Source organism: Rhizobium sp. MHM7A (assembly GCF_005862215.1).
In the GTDB taxonomy this organism is placed as follows: Bacteria; Pseudomonadota; Alphaproteobacteria; order Rhizobiales; family Rhizobiaceae; genus Rhizobium; species Rhizobium bangladeshense.
The window spans coordinates 986,676-1,007,790 of record NZ_VCHT01000001.1 but is presented as its reverse complement, the minus strand read 5'-3'; the positions used below and the strand labels follow the sequence as shown (position 1 = coordinate 1,007,790).

Genomic DNA, 21,115 nt, shown 5'->3' with positions numbered 1-21,115 from the left:
TAGATCAGAAAGCCGGTGCTGGGCTGTCCGGAGTGACATCGGCGTCCAGCGTCAGTTCATTCGGATAGGCGTAGGCGTAGGCTGGCATGCCTGGAAGATCGCTGAAGGTGATTACCGTCATCTTCCCGTCCGTGAACTCGTGCACCGGGCTTGTCCGGTATCCTGGCATCATTGCTCCACCGTCAAATGGGGCAACTTCCTTATGTTCAGGGAACGCGTCAGACAAGACAGCAATCGACTCTTCCAGCGTGGCAAAGCGTGTGACACCGACCTGGTCAATCGGGAAGTCCTTCAGACGTGAAGCCATGAAGTATTTAAAGATGCCACGCACCTGGGGATTCCGGAACATGGCGTTATTGAGGAGGATACCCCATTCCGCGTCGGTACGGTTTGCCAGCTGACTTCTTTCAATCAGCGTTTCCTGGTTTGCGTCCTGCTTCGCACTGATTGCATCGTCTGTGTACGTTTCATCCGGTGCGATCTTGTTAACATCGCGAGTGTAGGCCCGGGCCTGAACCCATCCGTCAGGGTCGTGCTTCATGAGTTCGAAGTCTCGTTCGATCTCAGCCAGGTGATCCGCAGCACCAGCGTCCTGACAAAGCTTCTCCTGGATTTCCAGTGGCCTGCTGAACTGGCAGATCATTCTACCGGTTTCATCTACACGCACGGCGCTTTGCATCCCGTAGGCGAACTCATCACCTTCTAGTGTCCTCAACCCTTCGGCCGTTTCATAGGTCAGGATGTTGTTCACGCGGTCGATGCTATATCGGTATCCGATAGGGTCCGAACCTTCGACCGGGACCAGCCAGATGTCGGCATCCGGCATCGCTTCTCCGAAGATTTCGTGTTCCATTGCATCGGGATCGATCTGACCGTCGAGAAAGTCGTCTTCATTGTCGAACCCTTCTCGGGTCATCAAGAAGAGCGCGCGGCCTTTTTCGATATCGTCGCGTGTGAGGGTTACCGGGACGCTTTGGTCATCGTCATTCCTGGCCTGGCCTTCCATGACATCGTTTGTGCTTTCGATTTGTGGGATTTCAATTCTTTGGGCGAAAACAAATCGTCTGCCATTCAGGAATTCTGTGCTCATCGTGATCTCCAAGCTGCTACATTGGGGTGATAATGACGGCTTGTGTTGCGAACGACAATCCTGCCTCTTGCGGAAGATTGTCGCCATGCCTACTCTTTTTCTGTCTGTTGCAGACAGGAGTTCAAGATGGACGCAGTATTTGAGAAATTTCCCTTCCTAAAGCGGTTCGAGCTTGGTCAGTTGCCAAAGCTTGCGGACATCGCCGAGCGGGCGAAGAAGATCGCCAACAAGGTGCCCTTCTCCGATGATGTTGTCGCACTCTATTTTTGTGCGGTGGACAAGGCTGTTCCGGGAAAGGTGAAGGTCTCGATTATCGCGGCGCTTGCTTATCTCGTCCTTCCGGCCGATTTCATTCCGGATTTTCTGGTTGGCCTTGGCTTTACTGATGACGTGGCCGTGTTGACGGCGGTCTATTCCTTGGTATCGAGCCACATCAACGACTCGCATCGGAGAGCGGCCAAACGCTTTTTCGACGAGAATTATGAAGAGCCTCCGGTCAAGGAGTGCTGATCATGGCTGGCTGGAGACTGTTTCTCGACGATGACGCCGACACCGTGCGCCGTCCCGAAATCAGCGTCGAGAACCGGGAATGGCGTGAAGATCGTGGATTGTCCCCGACCCCGCCGGATACGGCATTTCTCGGAGCCTGGAAGATTGCTCGCTCAGTCGAAGAGGCGTTAGCGCTCCTGGATGAATACGGTCTGCCGACCTTCGTGTCGTTTGACCATGATCTTTGCGACGAGCGACCAGGATATACCGGTTTGAAGGTGGCGGAAGAAATCGTTGCACGTGACATGGTGACAGGCGCGTTGCCTGAAAACTTCGCCTATGAAGTCCATTCGTGGAACCCGAAGGGTGGACCAAGGATCGTGGGGCTCCTCAAGGGGTACTTATCTGAGAAGGCCGCAGGACGCGTGGATGTGGGTAATCCGCTCAATGCGCTCAGCCAGGAAGATGCCTATTTGAAGCTCTTCACTTCCAATCCATAGTCGTCGGCTATTCGGAATAACGTGTGGATTACAAATCCGCACCTGAGTGTTGACATCGGAAGATGTTCGTGTTTTGATCCATGTCAACATTAATATTCCTTCGCCTAGATGCTCCTCACATATCGTCTGAAACTCGCACCGACCAAAGCGCAGTACGCTGCGCTGGAACGGCTGTGCGAGGATCAGCGACGATTGTACAACGCTGCTCTGCAGGAGCGCGTTGAAGCATGGAAGAGGAACGGGATTTCGATCACCAAGCTTGATCAGTTCAAATCCCTGACGCAGATAAGATCATTCGATGAGACATATTCATCCGTGCCTGTCGCGATGTCCCGCTGGTCCATCGCTCGGGTGGATGATGCCTTTAAAGGGTTCTTTTCCCGCGTAAAACGTGGTAGGAAAGCCGGATTTCCACGATTTAAGCCTCGCTCGCGTTGGAAGAGCTTCGGATTTTCTGAGTGGGACGGGGTACGTCTACGAGATGGAAAGCTGCTGTTTCGAGGGCTGACCGGCGGACTGAAGGTCCGCCTGCATCGTCCTATCCCAGATGATGCTTCGCTCAAGGCATGCACGTTCACCAGAACCGGCAGGTTCTGGTTTATCGCCATCCAGATCGATGTTCCAGTCGCGGAAGGGCATGCAAAGCCTGACACGGTGACCGGAATTGATGTGGGTGTCGAACACCTGGCGACTCTCAGCGATGGAACGCATATCGAGAACCCGAAAGTTGGTGTGAAACATCAACGAAAGGTTCGGATCGCCCAGCGCGCCCTGGCGCGCTGCAAGCGGGGATCAAAGCGTCGAGCCAAGGTTCGCGAAAAGCTGGCGCTCTTAAAGCGGAAAACGGCGAACGCCAGGTCGGCATACCTGCACCAGGTGTCCGCAAAGATTGCGAAGGACTTTGCTTTCATCGCTGTTGAGAAGCTCAACGTGAAAAACATGACTGGCACGGCGAAAGGAACCGTCGAAGAGCCAGGGACGAATGTGCGGCAGAAGGCAGGACTTAATCGAGCCATGCTCGATGCAGCGGTTTCCAGATTGATTTCATTTGTCGACTACAAGGCTGAAAGAGCCGGTGGTCAGATGGTGAAAGTCAATCCTTATCGATCATCCCAGGAGTGTTACTCCTGCGGAGCAATCGTCAGGAAGACCCTGAAGGACCGTCAGCACCGCTGTAAATGCGGCGCTGATCTCCATCGGGACTTCAACTCGGCGATTGTGATTTTAGAGCGTGCGCTTTCAGCGCATGGGCGGGCTATGCCGCCCTGGGACGGTAACGCAGGAGGTTGCTCCACACGTCGTCCCGGAAAGGTGGTTGCTGAGGCTGCGTAAGCAGGCAAAGCGCCATACAAGGATTATCGTGTTCCACACGATAATCCGAATAGCCAGTCGTCCTTGGCTGCCGCAATCGCGGCCAGGGTGATGTACGTGTGATCTCGGCCCTGGAGCCCGACGAGCAGTGCCGCCATTTCTTCGCTATCAAAGCCCGCGACCGCCCGATCTGCAACCTGCTTTTCAATTTGCAGATGGCGACCAAGCGCCTCCGCAGCAGCATCACGCAGTTCTCCTATGTCGACTTCACTAGTTACCCACTGGGTATCGACTCCGAAGTTGATACGCACAGCCGTCACAATCTCGTTGGCGATCTCACTTTCAGTTCGTCTCAGCGGCATTTCCATGAAGACGCTGGTGTCTTTCATGCGCCCGTTGAACGTGTTCTGGGTGAAGCCATGGCTCAACGCGAGCCCGAACTTCTGAAGTTCAGGCTGGACGAACTGGCAAGGCCGGGTTTCCAGTATCCTGCTCCCTTCAAACCGCAAGGGGTCGCCGGTGCCGTTGTCAAAATCGTGGAGACCGAGGACCCCGCCGGTAATCGACATAGCCTTGGACCAATCCCTTTTGACGAACCGGTAAGCGTTCAGAGAAATGGCGATCAATGGAGAGAAGCCATGGGCCGAAGCATCAACGGCTTCAAAAAGTTGTTCTGGCGTAACAAGAGGCTTGCCTTTCGGCACCCAGTTCGCACGCTTCCACTCCTGAGCGATGACCTTGCTGCCATGTGTATCATCAGACGGCTTATCAAGCTCGACGCCGGTTCGCTCAGCGACAACTTTAGTCCATTGTTCCTTTGTAATGCCTGTTAGAGCCATGAAGTCTCGAAATACCTGATCCGGCGCGATGGTCGTAGCGTCCTTCTCTTCTGAGAAGTAGCTCACTGTCGGCATGCGCGCGCTTTTCATCCGGTCGAAGTTCGGCATGTAAGCAAGAGTGATGTTGATGCCCTTCAGTGCGTCGAGCGGTGATGACGTATCACGGCGGCGGACGATGTTGATGGCTGCGTCCATGACAACTTCGGAAGCGATGTTCGCCAGGATTTTCTTCGTTTCTGGAAAGCGTTTGACGACACGTCGAGAGAGCGCCTCGATCAACGGTGAGAACTCGCGCATGTGCATGACGTCGCGAAGGAGATCGTGCAGGGTTTCGGATGTGTCGAGATGCTTTGCAAGGTGCAGTTCGCAAGATTTGACGTTCTCGCTCTCCAGAAAAATTTCAATGGCATCCGAAACAGTGTCTAGATCGATGTTTTGGTCATGCGACGAGAATTCACGAAACCTTATCTTCGCGCATAGGGCTTCGAGCGAAGCCTGTACTGCTTCACTTCTGATGAGCGCTGTCAGTGCCTGCCGGACTGTGTTGCAGCCGGAAAGGTCGAATGCCGAGAGGTCTGTGATCAAGTGTGACAATTTTATAGTTCCGTCGCCAGTTCATTTTAAAGGTCGAGAGCCTTTATGAAAGTGACAACGTTTTTGGTCATGGAGACCGGTCAAAACCTTTGAATTCTTCGGCGACCACATCGAAATGCGCCTCGACCACGAAATTTTCGAACGTCTCCTTGTTCGGCAGTAGCGGCAACGAGGTTGCTTGCTTGGCGTCGGCGATGCGCGCAGCAAGCAGGTCCAAACGATCCTTGACGTTTTCCATCGACACGTTGCCGACCTTGACCTCATACAGGAATTCCCGCTCAGGCCTCGGGAACGTGAGCATGCCTGTCTGCAGTAGTTCGATCATTTCCGAAGAAAGACGAACCGCCAGGCTCAAATGTTTCCACTGCTCCGGTGCCAGTGTTTTACGCGCCTGGTTTGCTGCCGCCTCCGTGGCAATGCTGTTTGCGAGTTTGAAGGCGAAGCCTATGCTCTCGTCAACCGGCACGGCCTTGTGCGCGATTGCAAGAACGTCGTGACTGGTTCCGTCGCGGCCTTCTCTCACGTCCCTACGGACGATTTTCGGATCGCCGACGGCCGCAACGATGTCGTCTATATGTGGTGATACAGATTTCTTCCTGCCGGTCCCTTCCATCAGTTTGTAGAGCAGGGTGCATATCTTCCGGGCGGCGTCCTCTTCGACTTCGCCGACCTGGACGATGGTGCTGGTCTTCCTGATAAGCCGTTCGAAGGGCACCAGGTCTGCATGGATGAACTCGTTACTCCTCGCCTGGAGTGTCCGCCAGGTTGACGAGGGAGGGACCAGGTGCGCGTGATCCGGCGCAAATAGAAGCTCAAAGCCTTCGGGTGAGCCAGCCTCCACAAGCCTCATGAATTTGATCAGATCGTGATTGTCCTGGTCGGTGTCGTCTGAGGTATTTTTCCCCATGACGTTGCTTGTTCCGTCTCGATTGCTGGTCGAGATGCGGCCCAGCAGGATGTCTCTCGCCCCGGGGACAAACACAGTCTTGATGTCGACATCCGATTTTTCGGTCGTCGTGCCGAACAAACGTGACCCATGGGTGATTTTGGCGATGATGTTTCCGGTCATGGGGCCTCCTGCTGTCACCAGGAATGTCGGCCCGGTATTTCCGCGCATCGAGTTTAGTGGTAACGGTTTGCCAGAGGCAAGAAGGTAAAAAGGGAGGAGCGAACTTGAAGGCGATCCTGATCCATCCTTACAACCGCACTGTGGAATATGTCGATGTCAAATCCGGCCGAGACCTTAATTCCTGGATCAAGGGCAGCATATCGATGGGACATATGTTCGATAACGGTGACATCCTGTATGCCGATGACGACGGAATAGGAGAGGGGCTTGATGCCCTTGCAGGACGTGGAGAAGTTTTTCGCGTTTGCCAGTTCGATCTCGGACTTCATCAAACGTATTTCGGCATCGGCATTATCGTCGGTGACGAAGACGAGGTGGGCGAAATTACAGACGTTAAGACACCTATCGAAGAAATTCGTCAGCGCATCAGTTTCATCTGGCCCCGGGCGCTGGCGGCTTCAGGAAAACAGAATTGATGTTCTTGCCAGAGGCGCAGTGAGACGTTATCTGTAGAGAACTTCTTATTGAGGCCGACAAAATGTTTTCGAAGACCAGGATTGAGCGACGAAGGTGATTTCGACGGGTTTGCCCGAACGAATTCCCATGTCCTTTATCCTGGAGTTGAAAATGGCCTACGCCGAAATCTCGGCCGCCCTTGCTGCGGCATTTAAATCAATCGATCTCGATATCACCCCCGTTCTGTCTCTTCCTGCCATGGGGCGGGGTGCTGACCTGCAATGTAATAGCCTGATGCCAATTGTCGGCAAATTGCCGCCTTCCGAGGCGGCGGTTGTCGTCGCACAGGTCGGTGCGGCGTTGAACCTTCCTGCCGAGGTCGGCATCATCTCGCCGAGCGGCCGGGCATTTCTGAATGTGACTCTGTCCGACGCTTATCTGGCAAAGATTGCCAATGAAATGATCGGCGATCCTACCTTGGGAGTCATTCCAGATGCGACCGGCGTTGCCGTTCTGGATTTCGGCGGGCCGAATGTCGCAAAGCAGTTGCATGTTGGCCATCTGCGGTCATTTGTCATCGGGGAATCGCTTCGGCGGCTGCTGTTGTCGAAAGGCCATAAGGTTATCTCTGATATTCATCTGGGCGATTGGGGCCTACAGATGGGGAAGCTGCTGCTGGGGCTTGAAGCCTCCGGATACAGCCTGGATGCCTCAGGGCTCGACCGGATCAAGAAGGCAGACTTCAAGCTTTCAGACCTCCAAGCCTTTTATGTTATCGGGAACGACCTCTGTCCGGCGAAAGATGAAGATGACGATTCTGATAGCAATCAGGCTTCTCTGACCGCCCGGGCTCGGCATCTGACATCCCTTCTGCAGGGTGGGCATCCAGAGATCACCGACATCTGGTCGATCCTTCGGTCAGTATCCCTGTCCGAGATCGGGGAACTCGCCAAGACCCTTGGGGCGCACTTCGATCTGTGGCTTGGGGAGAGTGACAGCCATTCGGACGTCCTGGCCATGGTCGAGACGTTGACGGGTGCCGGTTCCATGATCCATGACGCCGGTGCCTTGATCGTTCCTCTGGAGAACCAGAAGCCTCTGCTCATACGGTCACAGGCGGGAAGCGTATTGTATGGCGCGACTGATCTGGCGACGGCTTGGGCCCGGTACCGGGACCTCAAAGCGGACTATCATGTCTATTGCGTCGATAAACGGCAATCGATGCATCTGTCGCAGGTCGAGCAAGCCGCTCACTCTACCGGTCTGGTGTTGGAAGGCGTGTTCCGGCACGCTGCGTTCGGCACAGTGAACGGCAGCGATGGAAAAGCGATCAAGACGCGGGAAGGCAAACCGCCCGCCTTGACTGATTTGATCGATACAGTCACTCGCAAAACCCGGGAGAAGATGGGACCTGGCGTGGACGATGCCGTCGTCGAGATGGTGGCGATTGGAGCCCTGAAGTTTGCCGATCTGATTAGCGACCGTACATCTGATTATCTGTTCGATGTCGAGAAGATGACAAGCCAGGAAGGCAAGTCTGGTCCCTACCTTCAATACGCAGTGGTCCGGATCAAATCTCTTCTCGATAGGGCAAATGCCGTGCCTGGCACCATCGAACCGCCGACCGACCCGGCATCCCGGCATTTGCTGTTTGAGCTTTCACGGTTCTCCATCGTGGTTGATCGGGCCTATCTCGAACTCAAGCCGCATTTTGTGGCCGAGTATGCTTTTCAGCTGGCGCAGGCCTTCTCCACTTATTACGCGGCGGTGCAGATTATCGGGAGCAAGAGCGAGGCGTCGGAGCTTGGCCTGTGTTTGCTTACGATGAAGGTCCTTGAGCGGTGCCTGTATCTTATGGGTATCAACGTACCTGAACGGATGTGATCGGTCGCATCTGCCAGCGCTCCAGCTGTTGGCAGATGCGTTCCAATTGCTGGTTCCAGTTCCTTGGGAACGTGCGAAGGACGGCGATGTAGGCAGCGGCTGCTCAAATCCTGGATAGGGAGCGTGAGCAAATCATCGACAGCAACATCTGCAGCCATGGACCGACCGGATGGCAGTGGGGTCGAGTTACGTGGCTGAGCTGGCTGTAGTGCCGCCCATTCAGGAAAACTGTTTCGTCGCCGCTCCACGGTGTCGCGATGGGAGCATTGACCGGCTCTACGTCCCCAATTTCCAGGTCATGCCACGCTATGCGGTAGTTATGTCCATCATGGATTTCGCGGTCGATCTTCCCCACCGCGCGTCATATCCCGAATGGCAAAAGGGCTATCCGGAAAGCTCGGTCGAACTTCGAGCCGGTTCCTGTCTCCGCGAAGCATGACTAAGGGTTGCTGACGCAGCCCTCCCGCCAGAGGCCTCTCCACAGGCGTCAGCTTTGCGACGCCTTCGTCGCAAAGCTCGTTCGGGCATAGCCTGCCCTACGTCTTGATTGGCATGTTGTAATCCAAGGGCCTGAAGCCCGAGGCGGCGCAGGTTCATCGCCGCATTGAGGTCCCGGTCAATGACCAGACCACAGTCGCACCGGAAGGTGCGATTGTGGAGACGCAGCTTGTCGTCTCCTGTTTTTCTCAGATAACACGCAGAGCAGGTTTGCGTCGTTGGTTCAAACTGACCTGCCTTGATGTGCTGCTTGCCCGCCCACTCGCATTTGTAGGTGATCTGCCGGTTCATCTCACCCCATCCGGCATCGGAGATGGATAGCGCCAGGTGACGGTTTTTTACCATCGCCTTGATGTTGAGATTTTCAGTGATTACGGCCGAGGCATCTCTGACCAAAGCTGAGGTGGTTTTGTGTTGAACATCGCGCCGCGTGTCGCGAACTTTGGCATGAAGACGGCCCACAAGCCGCGCCTGACGCGTCCTGTTTTTGCCGCCTTTCGTGCGGCGTGCCAGGCTCTTCTGCGCACGAGCCAGACGCTTCAGCGCCTTACGAAGGCTCTTTGGCGGCTTAACCTTCACGCCGTCGGAACGCACCAGCAGCTCCTTCAGCCCGAAGTCACCGCCCACCACCGTCTGTGCCTCGGGGATGACAACGGGAACGTCAGCCTCGATCTTGCACTGGATGGTCAGTTCCCAGCCTCTGCCGGTCCAGGCGACGTTCGCGCCAGCGACAACCCCTTCGGGTAGACGTCCGGACCGGAACTTGACCTCGCCGGTCTTTGGCAAGAAGACTTTGTTCCGATCCTGATCAATACGTAAAGCCTGGTTGATGACATAGAAGGACTCGCGACATCTACCTCTGACCTTAAAGCGAGGAAAACCTGCTCCTTCCTTGAAGCACTTCTTCAGCGCCAGATCGAGATTACGGCAGACCCGCACCAAGCTGTTGCTTGGTGCTTCCGAAAGCCATTCGTATTTTTCCTTGAGCCCAGGCAACATCTTCGACATGTCGTGGAAAAAGATAAACGTCTTGGTCTCTGCGTATTGTTGCTTCTGCAGAGCGAGCAGATGATTCCACAGCCATCGACATGCACCAGCATGTCGCGCAAAGGCATTGGCTTGCTGCTTGTTCGGATAAAGCTTGAACCTATATGCCTTGAGGTATTTCAGCGACGCACCGGATGTTCATCAAATGTTCTTGTTGTTTTGCCAGCTCCGTACCGAATGGTCAACCGCCGAACCGGTTTATGGTGAAGATGTTCTTAATACCACTCCAACCGGATAATCCGGATATCCGGCAAAAGAAAGCGCACCGGGGCTCAAGCGGCCTGGCTTGTATTGGCATCACCAGGAGCCATCTTCTGGAATTCGATCTCGCGCGATCTCCAGTTGGCGGCCCGCAGCAATTGAGCTTCGATGCGCTCGGCTTCACGCACGGCGTCGGCGTGGTGGAAGAAGACCATTGCGTTCTTCCACGGCTTGAAGACGTCGTTTTCCATGATTGCCGGGTTTTCCGTGATGAGCAGTTGGCCGTCGCGCTTGTAGCTGAAAGAAATTCTGATGAACTTGTCGGCCTTGATGTAGACGTTGCTCGGCATCAGGTCGACAAGGTCGATCAAGTCCGGTGGCGGCAGAGAAAAATCCACACCTGCCAGCACGTGGTCCTCGACGCACAAACCTCGGCCGTTCAGGTCGAATGTCACGAGGGTGACATGGGTGAGGGGCTTGTTGTCTGCCCAATGGCGATTGACGCGATTGATCAGCGGAGACTGGGTTGGAAGCTTGATCGCTTCTGGCAGCCGCTCGATTGGATAATGCTTATATTGGGAATTCCTGATCTCATCGAGAGATGCGAACGTAGCACCGAATGCGAATGCAGGCCGGTTGTGACCGAGATTTTCACGAATCACTTTATTGCCTTCATCGACAAACCATACGTTGCCATAGGCTGGGACCGCTGCCTTATCTCGGGAAACTGGGCTCACTTGCAACATCGGGACTATCCACCTTTTCAAAACCGTTGACACAGATGCCAGCAAAACTCCTTTGGGTCAACAAGAAATCCTTGCGTTTCCTGTGAATTAAAATCTTGACGAGGCGACGTAGTTGGAGTGCCATTAATCACCTTAATTCCTTGCTATGTTGGTTTCTGGAGTGCGCAATCAATCAAAACTCCTTGTTGGGCTCGGTCGTTTTGACGATGCAATAGCTCAACCGTTTCAGATTCTGGTTAGCCTTCTGTCGGTAAGGAATTATCGTCTAAACGCGGTGCTTCGGGATGCCGAATGCCTGGTAATCAGCGGATGGATTGTTACTTTGGCGGCAACGTCCTTTTCGACGTACGGCATCACTGGAAAACTGCTGATCGCTGTGGTTTCTCTTGTGGTGCTGATGGCTGAAAAGAAGCTGCTGTTTGCGCACCACAGCATGTGTAAACTCGGATGGAATCGTGAAGTTGCAGAACTCTATAGGTCCTCGGCTCTCCGTTACAAGGAACGTTTCCTGCTCTTCAGGGTTTGCGGTCTTGCCGGATTTGCAACTCTGCCTGCTGTGTCGCTTTTGTTCGATCCTGAATGGCAGAGTGCCGATGTTACGGCTTATCTGACCCTGCTGATCTATATCTGCAAATTCTACATCGAGCGTTCGTTTCCGACGGATGACTGGCGTCTGAACCATGTGCCGATGAGTGCAGGGGAGGCGGGTCGATGACACCTGTGGCTGAATTCAAGCGCAGCGCTGGGATTGCGGCGATGTCTTTTCCGGAATTTCCTGGGCTAACATTCAGTTTTGGTGGGCAGCCCATTCAGTTCGGCGTTCTCAATGAAATTGGTCCGAATGACGTGGAGGTTCAGCTCTCAGGCCGCGACCTCCACGATCCCAGATCATCAAGAGTGATCGGATTGATCTGTTTCCTGGCTGATGTTCGTGGCGTAAATCTTATTCTCGACTTGAAAACGGTTGAGGAAAAGCTTTTGGCCCCTGTTCAAGCGATGCTCATCCTCAACGGCTTCAACTCGTGTAGGGAGTCTGATGACGGAGATGCGGATTTGTGGCTTCGTCTGGCGCGGTCAATTGTGGTTTGATGCTCGTCCCTTGCTTTTCCCGCATGTAGGCTAACAGGGATAGATTCAGCATCGGTGGCATAATGTCCTTCACACCAGTTTTAGACGTCGCACTTTTCAACACCCAGGACGACGGTAACACGTCTTTCTGCATGTATGTCGTTCCTGAAGACGACGAAGGTGTTGTCTTTGCTCGTGTTTACAAAGATGGCGACGACCACGTTTTTGAAACTGTCGACGGCGACAAATATCTGGTCCCACCATGGGATGGTGCGTCTTTCGATGAAGCGGTGGCGCGTCCACAACAGCTATTTCAGCCGGTGGATCGTGACGGTAACCTACTGCCATTCTATTTCGGCGAATTTCTTTCCTCCCCGCCAGCAGCGCGCTTTGGAGTTTAATTGATGCGGGATCATATCGTCATCGGAACAGTGAGAGCGAAAAAGGGCGACAAGTATGTTGTCGTCACCCGTGAAGGCGCGCCCGTAGAGGTGAGTTTCAATGACGGTCGTCTGCCACTGATCGGTGGCGATATCGTTGGCGTCTTCAAACCAGGCCCGACAGGTGATCTTCACCTCGCTCTGAAGGACAATCTCGTCGATGCAATGATGTCGACATCGACAACGTTCATGCTGTCGGGTGCACGACCTGATCTTACGGCGCGGTTGTTGGCAAAGATGCTGTCAAAGCAGAAGTCGGCAATTCTTGCGCCTGGAAGCGGCATGACGATCAAGAGGCGTCCGCATTCCGATGATGCCGATCTGCAATGGGCTGTTTCAAAGTTTTCGCCGGAAGCCGACCGGCTGCAGGTCGCGCTCAATGTGATCGATGTCCGCAAGATGTCGTCTTCGATCTGGCAGACCTCGACGCTTCGAGATATGTCGCTTCCTGCCGACATTGAAGGAAGCCGCCGTTCCATGCATGAACTGACGCGAGTCCTTCGGTCCGGATTTCATCCTGAAGTCAGTCGCATGATCGAATATGTGAGTGGCAACCAGGATATCTCTGTGAACTTCGTCATGCCGTATTCGCCTTTCGTTGGTGCACTCGGGTTTGCCCGCACCATCGGGGCCATGAATTCCGGCTACTTCCCAACGGTCGAATTTTCGATCTCTGACGCGCGCCGTCTTTCGAGTGCCCGCATGGTCGGACTTGCAATGGCGCATAAGGCGCTTGGCGCTGGACAGGCTAATGCTGCCAACGTCGATCAGTCCGCGCGTACGCGACATGTCGCCAGCTCATTTGCTGATGCGATGACGGCAATTGCCTATCTGACAGAAGGCGGAAACCCGGAAACAATCGAAACTTACGCCGATCTGCGCGAGTCCTCACTTTGTTTCGGTTTTGACCAAGGCACCGGTCGTTTGAGCGATGGCATCCTGGAAGATGCGACGCATCGTTCCATCCGCGCTGTCTTGAATGACTTCAGAGCTGGAAAGTTACCTGCAACGATGGAAGCGCGTCAGATCACGGAACGCGCTGTTCGCATAGCCCGCCGTAATGCCTTGCCTGCAGCGTCATTCGAGCCTGACCATATTGGCGTCACACCGGAGGAGATGGTCAGGGCCGTCGAGGCGGCGAACCGTGTGGCTTTCGATCTGCGCAGGGCCAGTGTCGCCGATGTTGAGGCTTTCGGGGAGGTCTATGCGGCCGAGGTGCGGCAACTCGCTGAAGAACATGCCAACGATGATCGCTCAGCGTCTCGCATGATCACATTCGGAGCAAACCACGCGCCCCTTCGAATGGACGATATCTTCAATCGAGAAACGCGAGACCTGTCCAACCGCTTCGATCCGGAAGCGATCAGAGTTGAGCTTGGTGGTTCAAAAGAGGTTACGAACGCCCTCTACGACCGTATCCGTGTCCGCCGAGGCGAACACGCGAACACAGACCGTCTTCAGTACGCAGAACCTTTGATGCGATAAGACGAACGACGCTCAGTCTTCGTCTTCTTTATCGAGCTGATCGAGATCGTAGAGTTCCCAGAATTTGATGTAGTTCTGGAATGACATTTGGCCACTGAACGCAGTCCAGTTGATGCGGACGAGAATATCGTTCGGGTTGCCTGGGCGAAGCGCCATGATGCGCCTCATATACCATTCGGGAATGTCCGAGATCGGCGCTCGTTCACATTCATCAAGCAGCTTGAGCGCCCGTTTCGTTTTGTCATCCCGCGTGCGTTTTGTGGTTTCCTCGTCGGGGATTTCCAGGGTCCAGCCAAGGCTTTCCATGAGATCGATCACACCGGGATCGGTCACTTCGCGTTCGTCTGCGTCGCCGAGCAGGAATTTCGTATAGGGCTCGTTGAGGCCGCGCATTTCCACGACGGTGCGTGCAGCCTTGTCCCACCCACCCTGCCACCGGCGTCCTTCCTGAATCCAGACTCCGGCACAAAGGGCTCCATAGAGCTTCAGCGCGAAATCTTCATCGCGGGCAAGTTCACATGCATGTGTTCGGCTGATCAGTTGCGATGGCAGTGAATTGGCGGGGAACAAAAAGGGTTTCGGCTGGTCGATCCGGGGGACGAAGACAACATCATCTTCACGCACACGAATATGGCCGTAAATGCATTCTCCGCCATCTTTCTGGTAGTACCAGTCTTCGTGTTCAGGCATGCCACGCTCAATAGCGTTGGTGCGGGAACCGTCGGGCAAAAGAACTTTTTCAACTGAATGGATCAAGCCTGCGATCCAATTGACCTTGGCGGTGCCGTGCTTTGAGGTCTTGTCAGTTTTCCCGGCATGAACGCTGCGAATGAGGGTGACATTTTGCTGTGGCTTTGCGCGACCACCATCGAACAAATCATTCATTGCGGCACCTGTCTTGATCATTCTAAAACCCTATCGGAACTTCAAGGAAAACGACGTAACGTGCGGCATTAAGCCATCAAAGACTTCTTTTACAAGCCGAAGACGCGTACGCGCGCCGAGCCCGTTGAGATAGACATGTCGATGGATGAGGACATTGGAGAAGAAACATTAACGAACCGGATGCGGCAAACAGACGAAAACGGAACGATGTGAGTCATGATCTTCCAATCAAATGCAACGCAGAACAAAAAGCACAAGGATGCCTCGGAGGAGGTTTTAATCATTTCGATTCCTGGTCGTCAACCTATAATTCTTAATGGTTCATTTTAATTATCGTCAAGAGAGGTATGCTGCTGAAATTCCTAGATAAAAAACTGTAAATAATTATTTTACGTTTCGTTTAGCCGCCTGGGAGAGAGTTGATTTGGTTGTTTTTTCAAGGTGTTGATTTCCTTTCGCGAGCTTCGAAATTATCGCAGGTTTGCCAAATCGGTTGATTGTAGATACAAGGGCCCGCACTCACTCCGACTCAGGCTGATTTTATGTTTGATCCTCGTGAACGAATCCAAGTGTTTATCGACGGTGCTAACCTTCACGGCGGCACTAAAGCGCTTGGTTTCGATATCGATTTCAAGAAGCTTATGCAGTATTTTTCAAATAACGGCTATGTGCTTCGCTTCAATTATTACACAGCAATTCTTGATTCAGAGGATGTTTCTTCCATCCGTCCTCTGATCGACTGGCTGGAGTATAACGGTTATCGCATTATTTCCAAACCTGCCAAGGAATTCACGGATCATTTGGGACGGCGGAAAATCAAAGGCAATATGGATGTCGAGCTTGCTGTCGACGTTCTTGAGCAGTGTTGCAGGACTGATCACGTCGTGATTCTTTCGGGGGACGGAGATTTTACGGCGCTTGTTGCAGCGGTTCAGCGAAAAGGTCTCAAGGTCACCGTGGTCTCGACGATGAAGACAACGCCGCCAATGATCGCCGATAATTTGCGCCGAGTGGCTGACCAGTTCATCGATCTTGCCACGATCAAGGATGAGATTGCCCGGGACCGTCCGGATCAGTAGGATGAAACCCTGTAAAAGCTTCCCGGGGTCGATGCTGTTGCGTCGACCCCGGGTTTCCCTTGACAGTTAGCCGACGAGCGCGAGCCACTCGTTTTCGTCCATTATCTGGACCACCTTCAGCGCTTTTGCTTTCTCCAGCTTTCCGCCTGCCTTTTCGCCCGCGACGAGGATCGAAGTTTTGGCGGAGACTGAGCCAGAGATTTTCGCGCCCAGGCTTTCAGCCTTTGCTTCCGCTTCATCGCGCGTCATGCTGCTGAACGATCCGGTGAAGACGATTGTCTTTCCCGTCAGCGGGCCAGCCTCTGTTGCCTTTACCGCCTCGATCTGGAGTTCGGATACGAAGTTTGTCACCGCCTCGACGACAGCCGTATTCGAGAACATTTCCTTGATGCCATCGCACACGGCAGCACCGAAGCCGTCGAGTTCCGTAAGGCGCTTGATCGCGGCCTGATCGTCCCTTGCGATCCCGACGAAGTTTTCGAGTGCGTCGTCCCATGTTCGATAGAGTTTGGCGATAGCCTTTGCCGTGCTTTCGCCAACCTGGCGAATGCCGAGTGCAAAGATGACCTTATGGAGTTGCTGTTTCCGGGCCTTGTCGATGGCGTCGAAGAGCTTGTTGACGGAGGTGTCCTTGTACCCTGCCCAGGTTCTCAACACGTTGCCGAGGTCTGCATCGCGTGTGCGAAGGGTGAAGATGTCGCCAAGAGATTTGATCGGCAACGTCGTGTTCTCGTAGAAGTAGTCGATCTGCTTGTCACCGAGACCATCAATGTCCAGGCAATCGCGAGAGACGGCGTGCTTCAGGCGTTCCACGCCCTGCGCCTCGCAGACGAGGGAGCCCGTGCAGCGCCTTACGGAGCCGAGTTTGCCTGTCGTGGGATCGATATCACGGACAGCGAGACTTCCGCATACGGGGCAGTTCTCCGGCATCTTGTATGGTGCTGCGTCTGCGGGTCTCTTACTCAGATCGACATCGAGGACTTTCGGGATCACGTCGCCCGCTCTGTAGATCGTCACGGTGTCGCCGATTCTGAGGTCTCGACCTTCTCTGATCGGACCCTTCTGGCCGATACCGGCGATGTAGTCTTCATTGTGCAAGGTGGCATTCGAGACTTCGACGCCCCCAACGATCACGGGATGCAGCCTAGCAACAGGGCTGAGTGCGCCAGTGCGTCCGACCTGGATATCGATGCCGACCAGCGTCGTCGTCGCCGTTTCGGCCGGGAACTTATGGGCTGTGGCCCATCGGGGGCCTGACGAAGTGAAGCCCAGACGTTGCCGGAGTGCGAGATTGTCGATCTTGTAGACGATGCCGTCGATATCGTAGGCCAGACCGGGTCGCGCGTCCTGCAGGGCTGAATAGGCATCCAGGAGGTGGTCAGCGGAGACAAGACGGATCAACGGATTGACGAAGAAGCCCAGCTTTTTGAAGTAATCGAGCATGCCCATCTGCGTATCGGCTGGCATGGTGCTGACTTCGCCCCATCCATAGGTGCAAAAACGCAGCGGGCGTTTGGCCGTTTCCGTTGCGTCGAGCTGTCTCAGTGAACCGGCTGCGAGATTGCGTGGGGTTTTGTAAAGCGGCTTGCCTTCAATTTCCCGCTGCGCATTGATCGCCAGGAAAGCGGCTCTTTCCATGTAAATTTCGCCCCGAACCTCAAGAATGTCCGGAGCGCCAACCACCACCTGGGGGACTTCCGGGATCGTCCTTACGTTCGGAAGCACGTCTTCGCCGACTTCACCGTTGCCGCGAGTTGACGCACTTGTCAGCTTGCCGAATTCGTATCGCAGATTGAGCGCCAGACCATCCATTTTTGGTTCGGCCGTGAACATCAGGTTCTCGGCGGCATCCTTGCCGATGAAGTTGACGATTTTGGTCAGGAAGCCTTCCAGGTCTTCGTCCGTAAAGAGATTGCCGAGCGAGAGCATCGGAACCGCGAGTGTGATCTGCTCGAACTCTTTACGCGGTGCGGCACCGACCTGATCCAGTGCCGACTTTGCTGGCTTCAGAAGAGGGAACCGTTCGACAATCGCCAGGGCGCGTCGTTTGAGCGCGTTGAACTCGTCGTCCGAAATCTCGGGAGCGTCCTGACCGTGATAAAGCTCGTTGTGCCGCTCGATTTCGGCGAGCAACGTTTTCAGTTCGCTCCGGGCATCCATTATGGAAAGGAGTTCTACGACAGTCTGCATATTAATTCCTTTGGTGGTGGCCATTTTAGCCTTGGTTAGCGCGACTTTGTCTAACCAGCAAGAGCCAGCGCTCATGTTTCTTCGACATTTCGATCATTTTGCGTTTTAACAGATCATACTGTTCGGTCGAACCCTGGTATTGCGCGTGAAATTCCTCAGTAGTCGAGAGAATGATTTCGATTACGTTTGAGAAGCAAAAGCCGCATTTTCCGCGTTTTTGCAGGTAATGGAACAGCTTGTTAGGCACAATCAATTGCCACGGTTCCTCTACGAGCATCTCGTAGAGCGCCGTTCGAAGCTCGACGTCAGTAATGCGATTGCACGAACATACGATCATTTCTGTTCCGTTGCAGCTTTAGCGCTGCGTTTCCAGGAGTTAACTCTGCTGGCCACACTCATCTTCCGCTAAAGGAATCCTGCCGTCAAAAGGAGTTCTCACAAAAATTGTTAAATAATCGAGAATTCCTTGTTGCAACAGAATTCCTTTTCCCGTAAACGAATTTGTGCCGCGAATTCCTTGCGGCTCTTGTTGCGGGCCCCTCTGGCGAGAATGACTGACCTTCTCGTGATGTCGGAACAAGTTTTTCCTCATCCATTCTCGGTCAGCGGGACAAAAATATGTCAGAGAATACGATCTCAACAAAATCCACCGCCAGCTATTTTACCTGGTCTTTCATCATCACGGCCGTCGGTATCGCCCTTGGTGCCTTTCTAGGCTGGGAACTGACCGGCACCGTTGCCGGGACACTGAACGCCGCATTTATCTGCGCTGTTTTGGCAGTTCTCGAAATCTCGTTGTCTTTCGACAATGCCATCGTCAACGCTGCCAAGCTGAAGGAAATGACCCCGGTCTGGCGTAAACGGTTTCTGACCTGGGGTATCCTGATTGCCGTCTTCGGGATGCGTATCGTGTTTCCGCTCGCAATCGTCGCCATCGCGGCGCATCTCGGCCCTATCGAAGCGCTGCTGCTCGCCCTCGAAAAGCCTGCGGAGTACGCGGAAATCCTTACCGGTGCCCACCTCTCTATCGCTGCGTTCGGCGGCACCTTCCTTATGATGGTCGGCCTCAACTTCTTCTTCGACGAGGAAAAGGACGAGCATTGGTTTGGTTCGCTCGAAAATCTTCTCTCGAATTCGGCGACGGTGAAGGGTATTGAAATTGCTATCGTCGTTGCGCTAGTCTTGACGTTCTCAGCTTTCCTTCCGTCTGAAGAGGCATTCACCTTCGTCAAGTGTGCTCTTTACGGTCTCCTGACGTTCCTCGCCGTTGAAGTGCTGGGTCACGTGCTCGATGCTTCCCAGGAAACAATGAACGCTGCCGCACGCGGCGGACTTGGTGCATTCCTTTACCTCGAAGTTCTCGATGCGAGCTTCTCGTTCGACGGCGTCATCGGTGCGTTCGCCTTGACACAGCAGCTTCTGGTAATCGCAATCGGACTTGGTATCGGTGCCATGTATGTTCGTTCGATGACGATCATGCTAGTCGAGAAAAACACGCTAACGAAGTATCGCTACCTTGAACACGGTGCCTTCTACGCGATCCTGGCTCTTGCCATCATCATGTACTGCCAGACGATTGTTCATGTTCCGGAAGTCATTACCGGTCTGATCGGCGCGGCACTCATCGGTATCTCGGTCTGGGCCTCGGTCCGCGCCCAGAAGCGCGAAGCACTCGAAACACCGGTCACCGGCCTGCCGGAAGCAGCCGAATAACATCGACCCACAGGTTTGATGGAAGTCTGCTCCCGTCACCACCCCTGAAACGAACGCCCCCTCGACACATGCCGAGGGGGCGTTCTGCTATTGGGCCTTGTTCGTCACGCCACCGCTCCAGGTCGTCTATGCAGGTGTAAACAACGGGAACGAAGATCAGACTGAGCAGTGTCGATGAGATCAGGCCTTGGGGGCACCCCCATCGGAACGCGACTTTCCGCACCAGCGCCGATCCCTAGCGCGATAGGAGCCAAACCAGGAGCCATACCAGCACTCATCGCCACCGTCTTCATGACAATAGGCCTTGCGCGCTTCCTGGCGCGTCCATGAGGGCTGATGCCGTGCCCGTTTTTGATTTCAACGATGGCGTATTCGAACAGCAGAATGGATTTCTTCACGGCGACGCCCTAAAACACCTTTTCAATCAGTTTCCCACTCAGCTGCGGAGCGATAGCGACGTTCTCCAGGGCTTCTACCCGGCCGGTTCCAGTGATTTTCTGACCAGCTTTTGAGATTTCGACCTTACCAAGGATTACTGAGATTGAATTTTCCTGAGCAAACAGGGTCTGCGTAGCCGCTAAAAAATATGGCGGTGGAGGAGAACAAGGTGTCGCATCAATGGTTTCCGTTTCAAAGCCGTTTCAGGGTTCGCGGCGGATTCTCGACAACCGACAAAGGATTACCATTTGTGTCATGGTCGAGTTTTACGTTTGATTTACCCTCTCTGGGAGATATGTTGACATTATTCCTGGATCGTGCGAAAACTATGTCAACAATTAGCTGGGACCCATGTCGGCCTCAGCTTGGTTGAAAGAGGAATGAGCAGATGACCGAGAACAAACCGCTTCGATACTACGACGCTCCTGAATATGCGGCGGACCTGGCGCGTGAGGCCGAAAACAAGCGGGGCGGCAAGGTCGGTGAACGTGGTGCAACCCGGTGGCTGCGCGGTGAGACGAAGGCTCGTACGCAGAAGGAAATTGACGACCATAACGCTAAGGTCGATTACGAGGCTCGCAAGCGTTATCTCGGTCAGCTTGAAGTCAAGGATCGCACCATCGAGCGCATGGACCGGCTTGGCCAGAAGACTCACGCGCACTTCAACCGCGAACTTCCCGACGGCTACAGCATTGTTCCGGTGATCGAATCTAAGTTACTGGAGCAGTATCCGCATCTGTGCGTGACACAGTTCACGCATATTCCGCTTCGCACGGCCGAACGGAACGTCTTCTGTTCGATTTACGTGACCAACTTTGCGGCTGACATCGATATGACAGGTGACCAGCCGAAGTTCATCGTGAAGAACCATGAATACGGTCGCATGTTCTATTGCCTGGCCTGGCGAATTGATCCGGCAACCGGTGTGTCGACCATCGCTCGCGATATGTTTTCGGAAGGTCTCGTGTTCCGCACGGGCAACCAGCAGATCGCTTTCGATCACACCGTTCACCTGACGACCGGGACCAAGGCTTCTGTCTGGCGTGAACGTCTGCGCCAGCCGATCAAGAAAACCGCCTGATCGGCTGTTGCA

At 54.2% G+C, this 21,115-nt stretch carries 21 protein-coding genes; 13 read left to right on the top strand and 8 right to left on the bottom strand.

The features are described from left to right. Nucleotides 1-4: 4 nt before the first annotated feature. Nucleotides 5-1,090 (bottom strand): hypothetical protein, encoded by a 1,086-nt coding sequence (locus FFR93_RS05765; RefSeq protein WP_138392423.1) that lies wholly within the window; start codon nt 1,088-1,090, stop codon nt 5-7. Nucleotides 1,091-1,216: 126 nt separating this feature from the next. On the opposite strand from FFR93_RS05765, the gene FFR93_RS05760 reads away from it, so the two are divergent. The 3 genes from FFR93_RS05760 to FFR93_RS05750 all read left to right on the top strand — a co-directional run bounded on the left by FFR93_RS05760 (nt 1,217) and on the right by FFR93_RS05750 (nt 3,411). Beyond that, nucleotides 1,217-1,600 carry a YkvA family protein gene (locus FFR93_RS05760; protein WP_138392422.1) on the top strand — a complete coding sequence of 128 codons (384 nt, stop codon included), beginning with the start codon at nt 1,217-1,219 and terminating at the stop codon, nt 1,598-1,600. 2 nt (nt 1,601-1,602) lie between these two features. Further along, the gene (locus FFR93_RS05755) at nt 1,603-2,079 is read left to right on the top strand and encodes a cyclic-phosphate processing receiver domain-containing protein (protein ID WP_138392421.1); all 477 of its coding nucleotides are present in this window, start codon (nt 1,603-1,605) and stop codon (nt 2,077-2,079) included. 108 nt (nt 2,080-2,187) lie between these two features. Further along, the gene (locus tag FFR93_RS05750) at nt 2,188-3,411 is read left to right on the top strand and encodes an RNA-guided endonuclease TnpB family protein (protein WP_138392420.1); all 1,224 of its coding nucleotides are present in this window, start codon (nt 2,188-2,190) and stop codon (nt 3,409-3,411) included. Between the two features lie 23 nt (nt 3,412-3,434). Here the strand turns inward: FFR93_RS05750 and FFR93_RS05745 are convergent, their stop codons facing one another. After that, entirely contained in the window at nt 3,435-4,823 is a 1,389-nt protein-coding gene (locus tag FFR93_RS05745) for a hypothetical protein (RefSeq protein ID WP_138392419.1), read from the bottom strand. A gap of 67 nt (nt 4,824-4,890) precedes the next feature. Then, nucleotides 4,891-5,892 carry a nucleotidyltransferase domain-containing protein gene (locus tag FFR93_RS05740; protein ID WP_171049107.1) on the bottom strand — a complete coding sequence of 334 codons (1,002 nt, stop codon included), beginning with the start codon at nt 5,890-5,892 and terminating at the stop codon, nt 4,891-4,893. Between the two features lie 104 nt (nt 5,893-5,996). Here FFR93_RS05740 and FFR93_RS05735 point away from each other — a divergent pair, with 104 nt between their 5' ends. Both FFR93_RS05735 and argS read left to right on the top strand, forming a co-directional pair. Beyond that, nucleotides 5,997-6,368: a hypothetical protein gene (locus FFR93_RS05735; protein ID WP_138392417.1), complete on the top strand. Its 372-nt coding sequence runs from the start codon at nt 5,997-5,999 to the stop codon at nt 6,366-6,368. Nucleotides 6,369-6,519: 151 nt separating this feature from the next. Next, nucleotides 6,520-8,232, top strand: coding sequence for an arginine--tRNA ligase (gene argS / locus FFR93_RS05730; RefSeq protein ID WP_171049106.1), 1,713 nt, complete (start codon nt 6,520-6,522; stop codon nt 8,230-8,232). A 384-nt stretch (nt 8,233-8,616) separates the two neighbouring features. Here argS and FFR93_RS05725 read toward each other — a convergent pair whose 3' ends face one another. Continuing rightward, on the bottom strand, nt 8,617-9,900 hold the full coding sequence (locus FFR93_RS05725; protein ID WP_246661288.1) for a transposase: 1,284 nt from the start codon (nt 9,898-9,900) through the stop codon (nt 8,617-8,619). A gap of 149 nt (nt 9,901-10,049) precedes the next feature. After that, nucleotides 10,050-10,724 carry a hypothetical protein gene (locus FFR93_RS05715; protein WP_138392414.1) on the bottom strand — a complete coding sequence of 225 codons (675 nt, stop codon included), beginning with the start codon at nt 10,722-10,724 and terminating at the stop codon, nt 10,050-10,052. Between the two features lie 160 nt (nt 10,725-10,884). Here FFR93_RS05715 and FFR93_RS05710 point away from each other — a divergent pair, with 160 nt between their 5' ends. The 4 genes from FFR93_RS05710 to FFR93_RS05695 all read left to right on the top strand — a co-directional run bounded on the left by FFR93_RS05710 (nt 10,885) and on the right by FFR93_RS05695 (nt 13,717). After that, complete coding sequence (locus FFR93_RS05710; RefSeq protein WP_138392413.1) at nt 10,885-11,439, top strand: hypothetical protein; 555 nt, start codon at nt 10,885-10,887, stop codon at nt 11,437-11,439. Further along, nucleotides 11,436-11,813 carry a hypothetical protein gene (locus FFR93_RS05705; RefSeq protein WP_138392412.1) on the top strand — a complete coding sequence of 126 codons (378 nt, stop codon included), beginning with the start codon at nt 11,436-11,438 and terminating at the stop codon, nt 11,811-11,813. The genes FFR93_RS05710 and FFR93_RS05705 overlap by 4 nt, the downstream gene beginning before the upstream one ends. Before the next feature lie 62 nt (nt 11,814-11,875). Then, nucleotides 11,876-12,193: a hypothetical protein gene (locus tag FFR93_RS05700; RefSeq protein WP_138392411.1), complete on the top strand. Its 318-nt coding sequence runs from the start codon at nt 11,876-11,878 to the stop codon at nt 12,191-12,193. A 3-nt stretch (nt 12,194-12,196) separates the two neighbouring features. Continuing rightward, nucleotides 12,197-13,717 carry a hypothetical protein gene (locus FFR93_RS05695; RefSeq protein WP_138392410.1) on the top strand — a complete coding sequence of 507 codons (1,521 nt, stop codon included), beginning with the start codon at nt 12,197-12,199 and terminating at the stop codon, nt 13,715-13,717. 12 nt (nt 13,718-13,729) lie between these two features. Here FFR93_RS05695 and FFR93_RS05690 read toward each other — a convergent pair whose 3' ends face one another. After that, the gene (locus FFR93_RS05690) at nt 13,730-14,623 is read right to left on the bottom strand and encodes a hypothetical protein (RefSeq protein WP_138392409.1); all 894 of its coding nucleotides are present in this window, start codon (nt 14,621-14,623) and stop codon (nt 13,730-13,732) included. Between the two features lie 521 nt (nt 14,624-15,144). Between FFR93_RS05690 and FFR93_RS05685 the strand changes: the two genes are divergently transcribed. Next, nucleotides 15,145-15,681: an NYN domain-containing protein gene (locus FFR93_RS05685; RefSeq protein WP_138392408.1), complete on the top strand. Its 537-nt coding sequence runs from the start codon at nt 15,145-15,147 to the stop codon at nt 15,679-15,681. 66 nt (nt 15,682-15,747) lie between these two features. Here the strand turns inward: FFR93_RS05685 and ligA are convergent, their stop codons facing one another. After that, nucleotides 15,748-17,871, bottom strand: coding sequence for an NAD-dependent DNA ligase LigA (gene ligA / locus FFR93_RS05680; protein ID WP_171049105.1), 2,124 nt, complete (start codon nt 17,869-17,871; stop codon nt 15,748-15,750). 618 nt (nt 17,872-18,489) lie between these two features. Here ligA and FFR93_RS05675 point away from each other — a divergent pair. Beyond that, the gene (locus tag FFR93_RS05675; RefSeq protein WP_138392406.1) at nt 18,490-19,584 is read left to right on the top strand and encodes a DUF475 domain-containing protein; all 1,095 of its coding nucleotides are present in this window, start codon (nt 18,490-18,492) and stop codon (nt 19,582-19,584) included. Nucleotides 19,585-19,688: 104 nt separating this feature from the next. On the opposite strand, the gene FFR93_RS42050 is transcribed toward FFR93_RS05675, so the two are convergent. Beyond that, entirely contained in the window at nt 19,689-19,982 is a 294-nt protein-coding gene (locus FFR93_RS42050) for a hypothetical protein (RefSeq protein ID WP_348640316.1), read from the bottom strand. Between FFR93_RS42050 and FFR93_RS05670 the strand changes: the two genes are divergently transcribed. Further along, nucleotides 19,911-20,096, top strand: a complete 186-nt coding sequence (locus tag FFR93_RS05670) for a hypothetical protein (protein ID WP_138392405.1) — start codon at nt 19,911-19,913, stop codon at nt 20,094-20,096. The two genes, FFR93_RS42050 and FFR93_RS05670, sit on opposite strands and share 72 nt — an antisense overlap. Before the next feature lie 314 nt (nt 20,097-20,410). Then, nucleotides 20,411-21,103, top strand: a complete 693-nt coding sequence (locus tag FFR93_RS05665) for a DUF6656 family protein (RefSeq protein ID WP_138392404.1) — start codon at nt 20,411-20,413, stop codon at nt 21,101-21,103. Nucleotides 21,104-21,115: the final 12 nt, after the last annotated feature.

What these genes read in the sequence shown, in the direction of transcription:
- FFR93_RS05690 (WP_138392409.1), bottom strand. Translation starts at nt 14,623, where the DNA reads ATGATCAAGACAGGTGCCGCAATGAATGATTTGTTCGATGGTGGTCGC.
- FFR93_RS05715 (WP_138392414.1), bottom strand. Translation starts at nt 10,724, where the DNA reads ATGTTGCAAGTGAGCCCAGTTTCCCGAGATAAGGCAGCGGTCCCAGCC.
- argS (WP_171049106.1), top strand. Translation starts at nt 6,520, where the DNA reads ATGGCCTACGCCGAAATCTCGGCCGCCCTTGCTGCGGCATTTAAATCA.
- FFR93_RS05675 (WP_138392406.1), top strand. Translation starts at nt 18,490, where the DNA reads ATGTCAGAGAATACGATCTCAACAAAATCCACCGCCAGCTATTTTACC.
- FFR93_RS05665 (WP_138392404.1), top strand. Translation starts at nt 20,411, where the DNA reads ATGACCGAGAACAAACCGCTTCGATACTACGACGCTCCTGAATATGCG.
- FFR93_RS05765 (WP_138392423.1), bottom strand. Translation starts at nt 1,090, where the DNA reads ATGAGCACAGAATTCCTGAATGGCAGACGATTTGTTTTCGCCCAAAGA.
- FFR93_RS05750 (WP_138392420.1), top strand. Translation starts at nt 2,188, where the DNA reads ATGCTCCTCACATATCGTCTGAAACTCGCACCGACCAAAGCGCAGTAC.
- FFR93_RS05695 (WP_138392410.1), top strand. Translation starts at nt 12,197, where the DNA reads ATGCGGGATCATATCGTCATCGGAACAGTGAGAGCGAAAAAGGGCGAC.
- FFR93_RS05755 (WP_138392421.1), top strand. Translation starts at nt 1,603, where the DNA reads ATGGCTGGCTGGAGACTGTTTCTCGACGATGACGCCGACACCGTGCGC.
- FFR93_RS05705 (WP_138392412.1), top strand. Translation starts at nt 11,436, where the DNA reads ATGACACCTGTGGCTGAATTCAAGCGCAGCGCTGGGATTGCGGCGATG.
- FFR93_RS05700 (WP_138392411.1), top strand. Translation starts at nt 11,876, where the DNA reads ATGTCCTTCACACCAGTTTTAGACGTCGCACTTTTCAACACCCAGGAC.
- FFR93_RS05740 (WP_171049107.1), bottom strand. Translation starts at nt 5,892, where the DNA reads ATGACCGGAAACATCATCGCCAAAATCACCCATGGGTCACGTTTGTTC.
- FFR93_RS05760 (WP_138392422.1), top strand. Translation starts at nt 1,217, where the DNA reads ATGGACGCAGTATTTGAGAAATTTCCCTTCCTAAAGCGGTTCGAGCTT.
- FFR93_RS05670 (WP_138392405.1), top strand. Translation starts at nt 19,911, where the DNA reads ATGAGGGCTGATGCCGTGCCCGTTTTTGATTTCAACGATGGCGTATTC.
- ligA (WP_171049105.1), bottom strand. Translation starts at nt 17,871, where the DNA reads ATGCAGACTGTCGTAGAACTCCTTTCCATAATGGATGCCCGGAGCGAA.
- FFR93_RS05685 (WP_138392408.1), top strand. Translation starts at nt 15,145, where the DNA reads ATGTTTGATCCTCGTGAACGAATCCAAGTGTTTATCGACGGTGCTAAC.